The 12,000-nt window shown below is 72.4% G+C and carries 13 protein-coding genes and 1 pseudogene; 6 read left to right on the top strand and 8 right to left on the bottom strand.

Translation table 11 applies throughout. The features are described from left to right. Positions 1 to 103 precede the first annotated feature (103 nt). Positions 104 to 688, bottom strand: a complete 585-nt coding sequence (locus ACIGA3_RS11690; protein WP_399713339.1) for a VanZ family protein — start codon at positions 686 to 688, stop codon at positions 104 to 106. A gap of 84 nt (positions 689 to 772) precedes the next feature. After that, positions 773 to 1,402, bottom strand: coding sequence for a DUF4230 domain-containing protein (locus tag ACIGA3_RS11685; protein WP_399714007.1), 630 nt, complete (start codon positions 1,400 to 1,402; stop codon positions 773 to 775). A gap of 247 nt (positions 1,403 to 1,649) precedes the next feature. On the opposite strand from ACIGA3_RS11685, the gene ACIGA3_RS11680 reads away from it, so the two are divergent. Continuing rightward, entirely contained in the window at positions 1,650 to 2,273 is a 624-nt protein-coding gene (locus ACIGA3_RS11680; protein WP_399713336.1) for a ribose-phosphate diphosphokinase, read from the top strand. Here ACIGA3_RS11680 and ACIGA3_RS11675 read toward each other — a convergent pair. Both ACIGA3_RS11675 and ACIGA3_RS11670 read right to left on the bottom strand, forming a co-directional pair. After that, a complete protein-coding gene (locus ACIGA3_RS11675; protein ID WP_399713333.1) occupies positions 2,270 to 2,638 on the bottom strand; it encodes an anti-sigma factor antagonist in 369 nt (122 codons plus the stop codon). The two genes, ACIGA3_RS11680 and ACIGA3_RS11675, sit on opposite strands and share 4 nt — an antisense overlap. 176 nt (positions 2,639 to 2,814) lie before the next feature. Continuing rightward, positions 2,815 to 3,132: a DUF4235 domain-containing protein gene (locus ACIGA3_RS11670; RefSeq protein WP_399713331.1), complete on the bottom strand. Its 318-nt coding sequence runs from the start codon at positions 3,130 to 3,132 to the stop codon at positions 2,815 to 2,817. Between the two features lie 201 nt (positions 3,133 to 3,333). Here ACIGA3_RS11670 and ACIGA3_RS11665 point away from each other — a divergent pair, with 201 nt between their 5' ends. Beyond that, positions 3,334 to 4,263: a cation diffusion facilitator family transporter gene (locus ACIGA3_RS11665; protein ID WP_399714005.1), complete on the top strand. Its 930-nt coding sequence runs from the start codon at positions 3,334 to 3,336 to the stop codon at positions 4,261 to 4,263. 75 nt (positions 4,264 to 4,338) lie between these two features. Here the strand turns inward: ACIGA3_RS11665 and ACIGA3_RS11660 are convergent, their stop codons facing one another. Beyond that, the gene (locus tag ACIGA3_RS11660) at positions 4,339 to 4,788 is read right to left on the bottom strand and encodes a nitroreductase family deazaflavin-dependent oxidoreductase (protein ID WP_399713329.1); all 450 of its coding nucleotides are present in this window, start codon (positions 4,786 to 4,788) and stop codon (positions 4,339 to 4,341) included. A gap of 351 nt (positions 4,789 to 5,139) precedes the next feature. Between ACIGA3_RS11660 and ACIGA3_RS11655 the strand changes: the two genes are divergently transcribed. From ACIGA3_RS11655 to ACIGA3_RS11645, 3 genes and pseudogenes are all read left to right on the top strand, one after another. Continuing rightward, the gene (locus ACIGA3_RS11655) at positions 5,140 to 6,369 is read left to right on the top strand and encodes a cytochrome P450 (RefSeq protein ID WP_399713327.1); all 1,230 of its coding nucleotides are present in this window, start codon (positions 5,140 to 5,142) and stop codon (positions 6,367 to 6,369) included. A gap of 13 nt (positions 6,370 to 6,382) precedes the next feature. Continuing rightward, complete coding sequence (locus tag ACIGA3_RS11650) at positions 6,383 to 6,583, top strand: ferredoxin (RefSeq protein WP_399713325.1); 201 nt, start codon at positions 6,383 to 6,385, stop codon at positions 6,581 to 6,583. 36 nt (positions 6,584 to 6,619) lie between these two features. After that, a pseudogene (locus tag ACIGA3_RS11645) lies at positions 6,620 to 7,111 on the top strand (flavoprotein); the annotation flags it as partial. Positions 7,112 to 7,135: 24 nt separating this feature from the next. On the opposite strand, the gene ACIGA3_RS11640 reads toward ACIGA3_RS11645, so the two are convergent. Beyond that, positions 7,136 to 7,948 carry an endo alpha-1,4 polygalactosaminidase gene (locus ACIGA3_RS11640; protein WP_399714003.1) on the bottom strand — a complete coding sequence of 271 codons (813 nt, stop codon included), beginning with the start codon at positions 7,946 to 7,948 and terminating at the stop codon, positions 7,136 to 7,138. A gap of 462 nt (positions 7,949 to 8,410) precedes the next feature. On the opposite strand from ACIGA3_RS11640, the gene ACIGA3_RS11635 reads away from it, so the two are divergent. Continuing rightward, positions 8,411 to 10,138, top strand: a complete 1,728-nt coding sequence (locus ACIGA3_RS11635) for a ricin-type beta-trefoil lectin domain protein (RefSeq protein WP_399713322.1) — start codon at positions 8,411 to 8,413, stop codon at positions 10,136 to 10,138. 17 nt (positions 10,139 to 10,155) lie between these two features. On the opposite strand, the gene ACIGA3_RS11630 is transcribed toward ACIGA3_RS11635, so the two are convergent. Together ACIGA3_RS11630 and ACIGA3_RS11625 are read right to left on the bottom strand one after the other, a co-directional pair. Next, on the bottom strand, positions 10,156 to 10,671 hold the full coding sequence (locus ACIGA3_RS11630; protein WP_399713320.1) for a universal stress protein: 516 nt from the start codon (positions 10,669 to 10,671) through the stop codon (positions 10,156 to 10,158). Positions 10,672 to 10,701: 30 nt separating this feature from the next. Further along, the gene (locus ACIGA3_RS11625; protein ID WP_399714001.1) at positions 10,702 to 11,955 is read right to left on the bottom strand and encodes an arsenic transporter; all 1,254 of its coding nucleotides are present in this window, start codon (positions 11,953 to 11,955) and stop codon (positions 10,702 to 10,704) included. Positions 11,956 to 12,000: the final 45 nt, after the last annotated feature.

Here is a 12,000-nt window from a genome sequence, read left to right as displayed (position 1 = left end):
CATGGGGGGAGTGATGCCTCTTGTTGTAGAGATCGGGACCGGGGCCGTCAATACCTTGGTACAGACCAGTGGTCGGCCGACCGGACAAACCGGTGGAGGGCGCTCACTCCGCCACGACCTTGCGCCGCCGCGCGTGCACCCCCCGCCCCAGCCGGCGCCCCAGCAGCAGCCAACCCAGCAGCGCACCGGTGGTGTTGAGGATGACGTCGTCGATGTCGAAGGCGCGCCCGGTGATCAGCGCGCCCTGGGTCAGCTCCACCATCAGCATCACCAGGGCGGTCAGGAACAGGACTTGGAGCATGCCCCGCGCCCGCGGAGCCAGCACCGGCACCAGTACGCCGAACGGCACGCCCAGCAGGACGTTGCCGCCGATCTGCTTCAGGGTGTCGCGCACCGTCCCGTAATCGAAGTACGCCTTCAGCGAGTTGCCCGGCCGCATGTTGCTGTGCGTCAGCGCCTCCGACGCGGGCGACGGCTCCAGTGTGATCCGGGCCAGCGCGATGGCGAACGCCACCATGAACACGAACGCCAGCAGCATGATCGGCAGCCGGATCGGCAGCGGCAGCGGCCTGTGCTCCGGCACCACCGGCGCCGGGTCCGTCACCGGCTCCGGCTCGGTCTTCTCCAGGCGCTCCCGCCGCCAAGGGGTGCGCAGTACGGTCGGCAGGCGTAGGGCGGAACGGGCCATGCGGTGGTCCTCCAGTCGTGAACATCCCCGTGAGAAGCAGCGAGTGCCCCGAGGACGGCCGGTGATGCCGGTCGGGGCGAGGCTTCAGGAGCCGTACGAGACGCGTACGTCCTTGAAGCCGAGGGAGCGCAGCAGGCCCTGGAGCATGCCGGTGGTGTTGGACTCGGCGCGCGTGGTCAGCTCGCTGTCCTGGGCGGCCTCCCCGATGTGCTTGACGGCCAGTTTCTGCACCGCCTGCTCGCCGTTGGGGTTGTCCGAGAACAGATCGCCGAGCCGGTCGAGCAGGCCGCGCTGCTTGGACACGGCGTAGGAGCGGTCCGGGTCCAGCGCGGGCTTGCCGAGCTGGGCGTGCGGCAGCTTCAGGACGGCGGAGGTGCGGTCGTCGTTGACCGTCACGTCCTTCTCGCCGACCTTGCCGAGGTCCACATAGGCGTCCACGGTGCCCGCGCCGACGTACAGGGTGCGGGTGCCGCGCAGCGCGTCGGGCAGGTACTTGGCGTTCTTCTCCAGATCCACGACGACCTGGAAATTGCCCGAGGCGGCCTGGTAGCGGCTCATGTCCTGGATGGACTGCAGCAGCGCCGGGCCCGAGCGGTCGCGGGACTCGGTGCCGAACAGGTCCTTGATGCCGGGCAGCACGGCCAGTCGTATGCCGGCGAACAGCAGCACGAGCACCAGGGCGATGCCGGCCAGCACCTTGGCCCAGACCGGCATCCGCCGGGGCCGCTGTTTCACCGAAGTCGTCCTGCCGGCCGTAGTCGTCTTGTCCACGGTTCTCCCTTCCCTCTCCTCGGATGCCCACCAAGTAAGCGAACAGGCAAGCGAGTTGACCATCCCGTCCCGCTGACGTACGTACCCCCGCCATCCCCGTACGAGACCCGCCGCGCCAGGCGTCCGGGCGGGGCGGGGGACGGCCGATAGCATGGCCGCCCAGCCGTACCGATCATGCGAGGAGCGGATCGTGCGAGACATCGCCGTCTTCAGCGGCAGCGCCCACCCCCGGCTGGCCGAGGAGGTGTGCGCGCACCTGGGCGTCCCCCTCAGCCCGGCACGGGTCAGCAGGTTCGCCAACGACTGCCTGGAGGTCCAGCTCCGGGCCAACTGCCGGGAACGGGACGTGTTCCTGCTCCAGCCGCTGGTGAGGCCGGTACAGGAGCATCTGGTGGAGCTGCTGATGATGTGCGACGCGGCCCGCGGCGCCTCGGCGGCCCGGATCACCGTCGTCATGCCGCACTACTCCTACGCCCGCTCCGACAAGAAGGACACGCCCCGCATCTCGCTCGGCGGCCGCCTGGTCGCGGACCTGACGGTACTCGAACTTCTCGACCGGCTGCGGGAGTTGGGGCCCCGCTCGATCCGGGTCGCCTGCACCCACGGTCTGTTCGCCGCGGGCGCCCTGAAGCGGCTGGGCGAGCAGCCGGACGTACTGGAGATCGTCTGCACCAACACCGTCCCGGTCCCGGAGGACGAGCACTCCGAAAAGCTCCGCGTGCTGTCCATCGCCCCCGCTCTCGCCGAGGCGGTACGGCGCATCCACGACGGGGAATCGGTGAGCGCGCTGTTCGAGCAGCCGGCGGAAGCCTAGGGGGTGTCCGAGGCTCGCAGGGCCGATTCCAGGGTCGGGTGCGGGGGCAGGATGCGGGTCAGGCCCGTGGCCCCGAGGACGCGGAGGGTCAGGGGGTGGACGCAGACCAGATGGAGGCGGCCGCCGCGTTCCAGGACGCGGCGCCGGGCCCGGTTCACCAGGCGCAGCCCCGAGCAGTCGAAGAACTCCACGGGGCGCAGATCCAGTACGACATGGGCGTGTTCGCGGCCGGTGAGCCGGTCCAGCAGGGGCGAGATCTCCGCCGCCGAAGCGATGTCGATCTCACCCCGTAACTCCAGCACGGTGTACCCGCGGTCCTCGTGCACGCGAAGATGCCGGGTGGGCGGGGTGGGTTCCTCCCGCACGACGGCACCACCTCCCACCCGTGCCCGCGACGCACCGCGCCGTCCGGCAACCAAGCTCGACAGGAGGAATTTGAGCATGTTCGCTTGACATATGTCTTCGGGTTTGACGTAGCTGGTTCGAATCTGCGCGTTTGTGATCGACCGGCTGCCTCGGGCTCCGCTGCCGGCCGTGTGACTCAGCGCTTGGCGGGCGCGGCGTTCGGGTGCGGCCAGGTGCCCGTGGAGCGCGCGACCGCCTTGGCGCGCGTACGGTCCACCACGCTGCGGGCCACCGCGAAGATCGCGCCCTGCACCGCCGCCGCCAGCAGGATCTCCCCCCAGCCGCGGTCCGGGTCCAGCGGGTCGGGCGCCTCCTCCTCGTGCCGGATCACCATCCACGCCTTCCGGAACGCCAGCCCGGCCAGCGCACCGCCCGCCCAGCTGATCGCGAAGCCGACCGGTTTGTGGAGGAGGGGCGCCTTGACCTTGCTCATGTTCTTGTTTTTCTTCGCCATGTGTCACTCCTTCCTCACCGGGTCCGTGTCCTCTCCTGAGAGCCCCCGACCTCCCCCGTCCGGGCCCGTGTGATCCTCCCCGCCGGGGGCATTCGGCGACAGGTGAGCGCTACTTCGGAACAGCAGCCGGACACGAAGACCGGCGACAGTGGCGGCCAGGAGGCCGCCAAGACCGACAGACACACCCGCGTCACCGTCCTCGTGGCACTCGCCGCGAATCTGGTGATCGCGGTCGCCAAGGCCGTCGGTGGGATCTTCGCGGGCTCGCCCGCCCTGCTGTCGGAGGCCGCGCACTCCGTGGCCGACAGCCTGAACGAGGTGTTCCTGCTGGCCGCGCTGCGCCGCAGCCGTCGCCCGCCGGACGCCCGCCACCCCTTCGGCTACGGCAAGGAACGGTTCTTCTGGTCCCTGCTCGCCGCGGTCGGGATCTTCGTCATGGGTGGCTGCTTCTCCTTCTTCCAGGGCTTCGAGGCGCTCAAGGGCGGCAGCGAGGAGAAGTTCAGCGGCTACGTCGCCGGCCTGATCGTGCTCGGCGTCGCCTTCGTCGCCGAGGGACTGTCCCTGCTCCGGGCGGTTCGCCAGGCCCACCGGCAGGGCGGCGGCGTCGGCGACGTACAGGACCCGGCGCTGCGCACCGTGCTCGCCGAGGACGGCACGGCGGTGCTGGGCGTGACGTTCGCCGCCATCGGCATGGCGCTGCACATGCTGACCGGACAAGCAGTCTGGGAGGGCTGTGCCTCCATGGTGATCGGCGCCCTGCTGGTCTACGTCGCCTACCGGCTCGGCCGCGACGCCCGCGACCAGCTCATCGGCGAGGCCGCCGACCCGGAGCTGACCGCCCGGATACGGGAACTGCTGCGGGCCCAGCCGGAGATCGACAGCGTGGAGGCCCTGTTCACGATGAAGACCGGCATCGACTCCGCCCTCGTGGCCGCCCGGATCGACCTGGTGCCGGGCATGGACAGCGAGGAGGTCGAGGAGGTCGCCGTCCGCATCAAGCGGTCCGTCGCCGAGATGTTCCCCGACGCCGGACAGATCTTCCTCGACGTGACCGACCGCGACGCGAGCGACCGCCCGCCCGGCGAGGCATACGAAAGCCCCGCCGCGACGGGGGAGCGCGGCGGGGCCTGACCCCCGCGTGCCCGCCGGGGGACGGTTCACACCCGCGATGCGCGGGATGTGCGCGAACCGTCCCCCGGCGGCCAGTCAGCTCGCGTCGGCGGGCTCCAGGACGAAGAGCGGGATCTCCCGGTCGGTCTTCTGCTGGTACTCGGCGTACGGCGGGTAGGCCGCGACGGCCCGCTCCCACCACTTCGCCTTCTCGTCGCCCGTGACCTCGCGGGCCCGCATCTCCCGCTTGACCGGCCCGTCCTGGAGCTCGACCTCGGGATCGGCCCGGACGTTGAAGTACCAGACCGGGTGCTTGGGTCCGCCGCCCACGGACGCGACCGCCGCGTACGTCCCGTCGTGCTCCACCCGCATCAGCGGCGTCTTGCGGATCTTGCCGCTGCGGTTGCCGCGCGTGGTCAGCACGATCACCGGCAGCCCGGTGTCACGCAGCGTCGTCCCCTCCTTCCCGCCGGAACTCTCGTACAGCTCGACCTGATCGCGCACCCATTGCTCCGGGCTCGGCTCGTACTCGCCCTCAAGAGGCATGGCTTCGTCCCCTTCGTCGTGTCGACGGCTTCACTCCTGCGGTCCACCGCAACACCGGGGGCCGCAGGAATCATCCGTACCGCGCGTTCTATGGGCCACGCGGGTGAATAGCCGGATCTCTCGGTCAGGCCAGGGCCGGGGGTGGCCGAAAAGGGGCGTACGCGACGACACTGGGAGGACCGATGTGCGTCGGACGACCGGATTCCGGTGCCCGGACACCTCCGGCGGACGCGCTTCTTCGGCCAGATCCGACGGGTTGCCGATCTGGCCGAACTTGGCGTCGCCCCATAGGTGCCCCGGGCATCTAATGAAGATCGGTACGAGGCACCTCTTCGTCTGCGAGGTCTATCCATGACGGAACTTACGGACACCACCGGCCCGGCGAAGGCGGCCGACCCCGTCGCCTTCCCGCAGGACCGCACCTGTCCTTACCACCCGCCCACCGGGTACGGCCCGCTGCGCGAGGGGCGGCCGGTCTCCCGCGTCACCCTGTACGACGGCCGGGAGGTCTGGGCCGTCACCGGGCACGCCGCGGCCCGCGCGCTGCTCGCCGATCCCCGGCTGTCCAGCGACCGGTGCCGCCCGGAGTTCCCGATCCCCACCGCCCGGTTCGCGGGCGTCCGGGACCGCAGGGTCGCCCTGCTGGGCCTGGACGACCCCGAGCACCAGATCCAGCGGCGGATGATGATCCCGTCGTTCACGGTCAAACGGGCCGCCGCGCTGCGCCCCGTCATCCAGGAAATCGTCGACGACCTCCTGGATGCGATGATCGAGCAGGGCCCGACGGCCGAGCTGGTGTCGGCGTTCGCGCTGCCGGTGCCGTCCATGGTGATCTGCGGCCTGCTCGGGGTGCCGTACGCCGACCACGAGTTCTTCGAGGAGCAGTCCCGCAAGCTGCTGCGTGGGCCGACGGCCGAGGACAGCCAGAACGCCCGCAAGGAACTGGAGACCTACCTCGGCGGTCTCATCGACGCCAAGGCCGCCCACCCCGAGCCGGGCGAAGGGGTACTGGACGACCTGGTCCACAAGCAGCTCAGCGAGGGCGCGCTGGACCGGCGCGAACTCGTCTCGCTCGCCGTCATCCTGCTGGTCGCCGGGCACGAGACCACCGCCAACATGATCTCGCTCGGCACCTACACCCTGCTCCAGCACCCCGAACGGCTGGCCGAGCTGCGCGCCGACCCCGCACTGCTGCCGACCGCCGTCGAGGAGCTGATGCGCATGCTGTCCATCGCGGACGGCCTGGTCCGGGTCGCCGTCGACGACATCGAGATCGACGGCGTCACCATCCGCGCCGGGGAAGGGGTGATGTTCTCCACCTCGGTGATCAACCGCGACGACTCCGTGTACGCGGACCCCGACGCCCTCGACTGGAATCGCTCCGCCCGTCATCACGTCGCGTTCGGTTTCGGCATCCACCAGTGCCTGGGCCAGAACCTGGCGCGCGCGGAGCTGGAGATCGCCCTCGGCACCCTGCTCGCCCGGCTGCCCGGCCTGCGCCTCGCGGTTCCGGCCGAGGAGATCCCGTTCAAGCCCGGCGACACGATCCAGGGGATGCTGGAACTCCCCGTGACCTGGTAAGAGGCTTCTCGCCATGCACACCGACATCGAGATCGACAAGGACCTCTGCATCGGCGCGGGCCAGTGCACGCTGGCCGCGCCGAGCGTCTTCACCCAGGACGACGACGGCTACAGCACGCTGTTGCCCGGCAGCGAGGACGGCGCGGGCAGCCCGATGCTCCGCGAGGCCGCCCGAGCCTGCCCGGTCGGCGCGATCACCGTCACCGACGACTGACCCCCGCCCGCCACCCGCCGCTTATAGGGTTTCCCGGTGACCGAACCCGCCGGGAAACCCTTTCTCCACGTCGTCGTCTGCGCGGCCGGTGTCGCCTCCGGCGTCGGCACGCTGATCGCCGAGGCCCAGGAGCGGGGCTGGGAGGTGGGTGTGATCGCCACCCCGGCGGCGATGAACGGCTTCTTCGACGCGGCCGGCGCCGAGTCCCGCACCGGCCGCCCGGTCCGCTCCGCCTGGCGCTCACCGGCCGACCCGCGCCCCTTCCCGCCGCCGGACGCGGTCGTGGTGGCCCCGGCGACCTTCAACACCGTCAACAAGTGGGCCGCGGGCATCGCGGACACCCTGGCTGTCGGCACCCTCTGCGAGGCGCTCGGGCTGGGCGTGCCGGTCGCGGTGCTGCCCAGCGTGGGCGAGGCGCTGGCCGCCCACCCCGCCTACCAGGAGAGCCTGATCCGGCTGCGCGGTCTCGGCGTGCGCTTCGGCGAGGGGCGGGTGCCGGGGGCGGGTTCGACTGGACACACGGGCTGGAGCTGCTGGAGCGCCCCTGAAGCGTCAGCCCGTCCGGCGTACGTACCCCGCCTCGCCCGGTGTGGAGACGTCCAGGTCGCGGCGGACGATGCTCAGCCGCGAACCCCACCCGGCCGCCGCTTTACGCAGGCCCGGGTCGGTGTACTCGATGTCCAGCACCCGGTCGTCGTAGGCGCGGGCGTAGGTCCCGCACTCGTCGTACTGGCCGCACTCCTCGGCCACCGCGAAGTCCAGCCCGGCGCGCTCGCGTTCGCCGGCCAGCTCCGGGGTGTTCTTCTGGCCGACGGCCAGGTGGCGGGCGTGGGCGTGCCGGGTGAGCAGGCGCATGAACGCGGTCGCGTCGGCGGGGGTGAGCAGGTGGCGGGAGCGGGTGTAGCTGTCGTAGTTGTCGGGCTCGACGGCGTCGTAGCCGTTGTCCGCGCAGCCGTCGATCCAGCGGTTCACCCGGTCGGCCACCCGTTCCCGTCTGGCCGGGGTGCCGATGTCGAGCAGGGGCTCGTTCCAGTCCTCGTCGACGACGACCCGGCCCGCGCGGTCGCGCAGCAGCAGGTCGGCCGGCCAGTCGGCGCGCTCCTGCGGCTGGGCCTGGAAGGCGTTGACGTAGCAGACGTTGTACAGGCCCGGCGCGGGGGAGTCGGCGCGGTCGCGGGTGACGACACGGACCCCGGCGGGCGGGGTGTAGGCGCCCCCGATCTGGTAGTCGAACCCGGCGTGCCGGGGCGGCAGCCGGGGAGCCTCAGGTGCCGGGGCCCCGCTGCCGCAGCCGGTGAGAGCGAGCAGCGCGGCGCCGGCCGCGACGCGTACGGCGGTCCGGCCCGGTGGCCCTGCTGTACTCATCCCGATCGACACGGGCATGATCCAACCGGGTGCACTTCGACGGCGTCAACTCGCGGCGGGAGCGTGGAGTGCGGGAATTCCCGGGCGGTTTTCTTTGACCGGGCAACGATTTGCGTCGACTGAATATCAGTCAAAGATCTTCCTGGCGGGAGGTTCCACCGCGGGAGATCCCTTGTTCCGTGCCGCCGCCCTGTGTAAAAGTGTGCGTCGCCACAGCGCGGGCAATTTCCGGCCACCGCATGACGCAGGCCGCTCCGATGTGATTCGTATGCCTCAAGTGAGCTGGCCTCGGCTTGAGTTGGGGTTGCCCGCCCACCGTCCTGCCGTTTGGTACGGACCTGATTCCGTGTGGATTCTGGGAGGAATAGAGCCGTGAAGGGCGAAGGACCGTCGAATTCCCCTGATTCCCCTGATTTCGCGAGGCCGTTCGGGATCTCCGACGGCGAACTCAGCGCGGAACTCATGAAGTGGACGGGAACGACGCCGGGGCTCCATCCCGTGGGCGAACTCCTCGACCGGCACTGGGCCGCCGCCTTCGCCTACGCCCGGCTGTGCGCCGACGGACCGCGCGCGGCGGGCATGCTGACCACCGCCGCGTTCACCCGGCTCTTCGGCGAGTCGCTCCGCCAGGCCGGGCCGTCCGCCGCCTGGCGCCCCCAACTCCTGGTCGCCGTAAGGCGGATCGCCGCCGAATGGGACACCGACGGCCGGCAGGAACTCCTGCACCCCGCGCTGCGGCCCGACCCGGCGAGCGGGGAGCGCGCCGCCGCCCGGCTGCTCCCGGCGCCCGGCAGGCGGCTGCTGGCGCGCGCGTTCCAGCGGCTGCCCCAGCCCTCCCGCGCGGTGCTCTGGCACACCGAGGTCGAGGGCGAACCCCTCGCCGTGCCCGCCGCGCTGCTGGGGCTGGACGAGGAGAGCACGGCCGTCGAACTCGGCCGCGCACGCGACCGGTTGCGCGAGGAGTGCCTCCAGACCCACCGCGAACTGGCCCCCGACGCCGAGTGCGGGCGCTATCTGCGGATGCTGGACGTCACCTTCCGGCGCGGCGGCGGGCTCGCCATGGACCCGGACCTGCGCGGCCACCTCGACGGCTGCGGCCACTGCGCCCGCACCGCCGACCAACTCGCCCGATTCAACGACGGGCTCGGCCTCGCGCTCGCCGAAGCCGTGCTCGGCTGGGGCGCCGCCGCCTACCTCGCCGCCCGCGCCGACGACAGCGCACCGCCGCCCGTACCCGCGCCGCCCCTGCCCTCCGGCGGCGAGGACTTCGCGCCCCCGGCCGCACCCGTCGTAGTCGACGAGGCCCCCAGCGGCCGTACCGTCCACCGCGCGGCCCGGCGTGTCCGCCGGCGCAACCTCTCGCTGGCCGTCACCACCGTGAGCGCCCTGGTCGCGCTGCCCCTCGTCCTGTGGTCCGTGCTCGGCCCCGACGACGGCCCCGCCACGGCCCACGGCGCCACCCCGTCCCCGACACCGGGCACCTCCAAGCCCGCGCCGCAGCCGTCCTGGGCGGGCGCGGACGGCAACCGGCCCACGGTGCGCGGCCGGCTGCACAACGTGGCCTCCGGGCGCTGCGTGGGCATCGTCGGCCAGAACGCCGTCGAGGGCGTCGAGACCGAAGTCGTCACCTGCTCCTCGGCACCCGGCCAGCGCTGGCGGTACGAGGCGGACGGACGGCTGCGCAGCGACGCGGCGCCCGCCCTATGCCTGGACTCCCGCCTCGGCTACGCGGTCCGGCTCGCCCCCTGCTCGGCCACCGGCGGCGACGGCCGCTTCATCCGCTACGACTTCACCCTCCAGGGCACCCTCGTACCCCGCTGGGACCAGAACCTGGCCCTCACCCCGGCCGCCACGGACGGCTCCGGCGCGCTGGTGCTGAAGAACCGCGCCGAGACCGCCGTCCAGCGCTGGGTCGTGGACACCGCCCGGAACGACCCCCAGATGGAGATCGTCAACTGGGACAAGGGAGCCACGAAGACCCCGGCCCGCCGCACACCGGCGAAGCCGGCCCCCGCCGAGCACCCGGCGAGCCCGACACCTACCCCCACCCCCACTCCCACGCCCAGCGCCAGTCCGACGCCCAGCGCGACGGACGACGACAACTGCTCCTCGTACCGGGACCGCTGCGGCTGGGACGGCGGGGGTGGCGGACGCCATGACGGGGGCGGCTACGGGGGCCGGCACCGCTGAACCGTCCCGCACGCGGCTCAGTGGTGGTGCGGGGGTGGGGGGATCGTGCCGAGGCCGGGGGTCTGTTCGGGCCAGACCAGCAGGACCGGGCACGGGGCGTGGTCGACCGTGAAGCGGGCCGCCGGGCCCAGGCTGTGGGGGCCGAGACGGGAGCGGTCGCCGTCGCGGGCCAGCACCAGCAAGCCGGCTCCCTCGGCCGCCGCGACCACCTCGCGCTCCGGCCGCCCCGACCGCTCCTCGCGTACGCACGGGCGGCCCAGACGCTCGGCGGCCGCGTCCAGCAGCTCCGCCGCCGAGCCGTCGCCCAGGGCCTCCAGGCGGTCCCCCGGATCGGCCTCCCAGCCCTCCGCCGGACCCTGCCCCCAGGCCCGCCCCCGCCCCATCAGCCCCGCGAACGCGCCGTGCGCCACACCGGGCACCTCGGGCCCCGTCACATGCAGCAGCACCACCTCACGGGCGTGCGGGGCGTGCACGCGCACGGCGTCCACACAGGCGGGCCAGGTGCCCTCGACGAGCCAGACGACCGCACGCATCCGATGTCCTCCTCGGTCCACGCCACCCCGTCAGAGAATCCGCAGCGCCCCCCACAGTGCCACCACCGACACCGCCAGCGCCGAGGGCACGGCGATCAGACCCAGCCGGGTGAACTCCCCGAGGTCCACGCCCTCGTCGTGCTGGTGCACGATCCGCCGCCACAGCAGGGTGGCCAGCGAACCGGCGTAGGTGAGGTTGGGGCCGATGTTCACGCCCAGCAGCACCGCCAGCACCGCGCCCGCCCCGCCCGGCGCGGCCAGCGGCAGCAGCACCAGCACGGCGGGCAGGTTGTTGATCAGGTTGGCCAGTACGGCGGCCAGCGCGGCGATCCCCAGCAGCGCGGGCAGCCCGCTCCCGGACGGCAGCAGCTGCCCGAGCGCGTCCGAGAGCCCGTTGTCCACGACCGCCCGCACCACCACACCCAGCGCCAGCACGAACGCCAGGAACGGCGGCGCGGCCGCCCGCACCACCGACAGCGGGGTCGCCTGCCGCCGTACCACCGCCCGCCCGGCCAGCACCAGCGCCCCCGCGGCCGCCGCCCACGCCGGATCGACGCCGAACGCCGACGCCACCACGAACCCGGCGAGCGTGCAGCCCACGGTCACCAGCGCGAACACCGGCAGCGACGGCTCCTCCCCGGTGTCCCGGGCCGTCGGCGCCGCCGCCGACAGATCGCGGGCGAAGAAGCGCCGGAACACCACGTATTCCACGCCGATCGCGGCCAGCCACGGCAGCGCCATCAGCGCCGCGAACCGGGTGAAGGACAGCCCGCTGGCCGCGAACGCCAGCAGGTTCGTCAGATTGGACACCGGCAGCAGCAGTGACGCCGTGTTCGACAGATGCGTGCACGCGTACACATGCGGCTTGGGGCGGACGCCGGAGCGGGCTGCCGTGGCGAACACCACCGGGGTCAGCAGCACGATCGTCGCGTCCAGACTCAGTACGGCCGTGATCACCGAGGCCAGCGCGAACACCGCCGTCAGCAGCCGTACCGGCCGCCCCCGCGACCAGCGGGCCATCCACGCACCGCACGCCCGGAACAGTCCCTCCACATCGCAGAAGTGGGCCAGCACCAGCACCGCGGCCAGGAACCCCACCACCGGGCCCAGCCGGGCCACCTCGTCGCGGGCGTGGTCCAGGGAGATGGCGCCGGTGAGGAGGGCGACGCCGGCGGCGGGCACCGCGAGCACGGCCTCCGTCCACCCGAAGGGCCGTACGACCGCCCAGGCGAGCACGGCGACGAGCAGGACGGCCGACAGGGCCTCGGCGAGCGGGGTGTTCAGGGCGATCCTCCGGACCGGTGGTGATGTGCCCGCTCATGAAAACAG

The organism is Streptomyces sp. NPDC085596 (assembly GCF_044541565.1).
In the GTDB taxonomy this organism is placed as follows: Bacteria; Actinomycetota; Actinomycetes; order Streptomycetales; family Streptomycetaceae; genus Streptomyces.
This window is presented reverse-complemented; position numbering and strand designations above follow the sequence as displayed.

Excerpts from the sequence above, each read along its gene's own strand:
- ACIGA3_RS11670 (WP_399713331.1), bottom strand. The coding sequence starts at position 3,132 with ATGGCGAAGAAAAACAAGAACATGAGCAAGGTCAAGGCGCCCCTCCTC.
- ACIGA3_RS11685 (WP_399714007.1), bottom strand. The coding sequence starts at position 1,402 with ATGCCGGTCTGGGCCAAGGTGCTGGCCGGCATCGCCCTGGTGCTCGTG.
- ACIGA3_RS11630 (WP_399713320.1), bottom strand. The coding sequence starts at position 10,671 with ATGCGTGCGGTCGTCTGGCTCGTCGAGGGCACCTGGCCCGCCTGTGTG.
- ACIGA3_RS11650 (WP_399713325.1), top strand. The coding sequence starts at position 6,383 with ATGCACACCGACATCGAGATCGACAAGGACCTCTGCATCGGCGCGGGC.
- ACIGA3_RS11660 (WP_399713329.1), bottom strand. The coding sequence starts at position 4,788 with ATGCCTCTTGAGGGCGAGTACGAGCCGAGCCCGGAGCAATGGGTGCGC.
- ACIGA3_RS11655 (WP_399713327.1), top strand. The coding sequence starts at position 5,140 with ATGACGGAACTTACGGACACCACCGGCCCGGCGAAGGCGGCCGACCCC.
- ACIGA3_RS11640 (WP_399714003.1), bottom strand. The coding sequence starts at position 7,948 with ATGAGTACAGCAGGGCCACCGGGCCGGACCGCCGTACGCGTCGCGGCC.
- ACIGA3_RS11690 (WP_399713339.1), bottom strand. The coding sequence starts at position 688 with ATGGCCCGTTCCGCCCTACGCCTGCCGACCGTACTGCGCACCCCTTGG.
- ACIGA3_RS11635 (WP_399713322.1), top strand. The coding sequence starts at position 8,411 with ATGAAGTGGACGGGAACGACGCCGGGGCTCCATCCCGTGGGCGAACTC.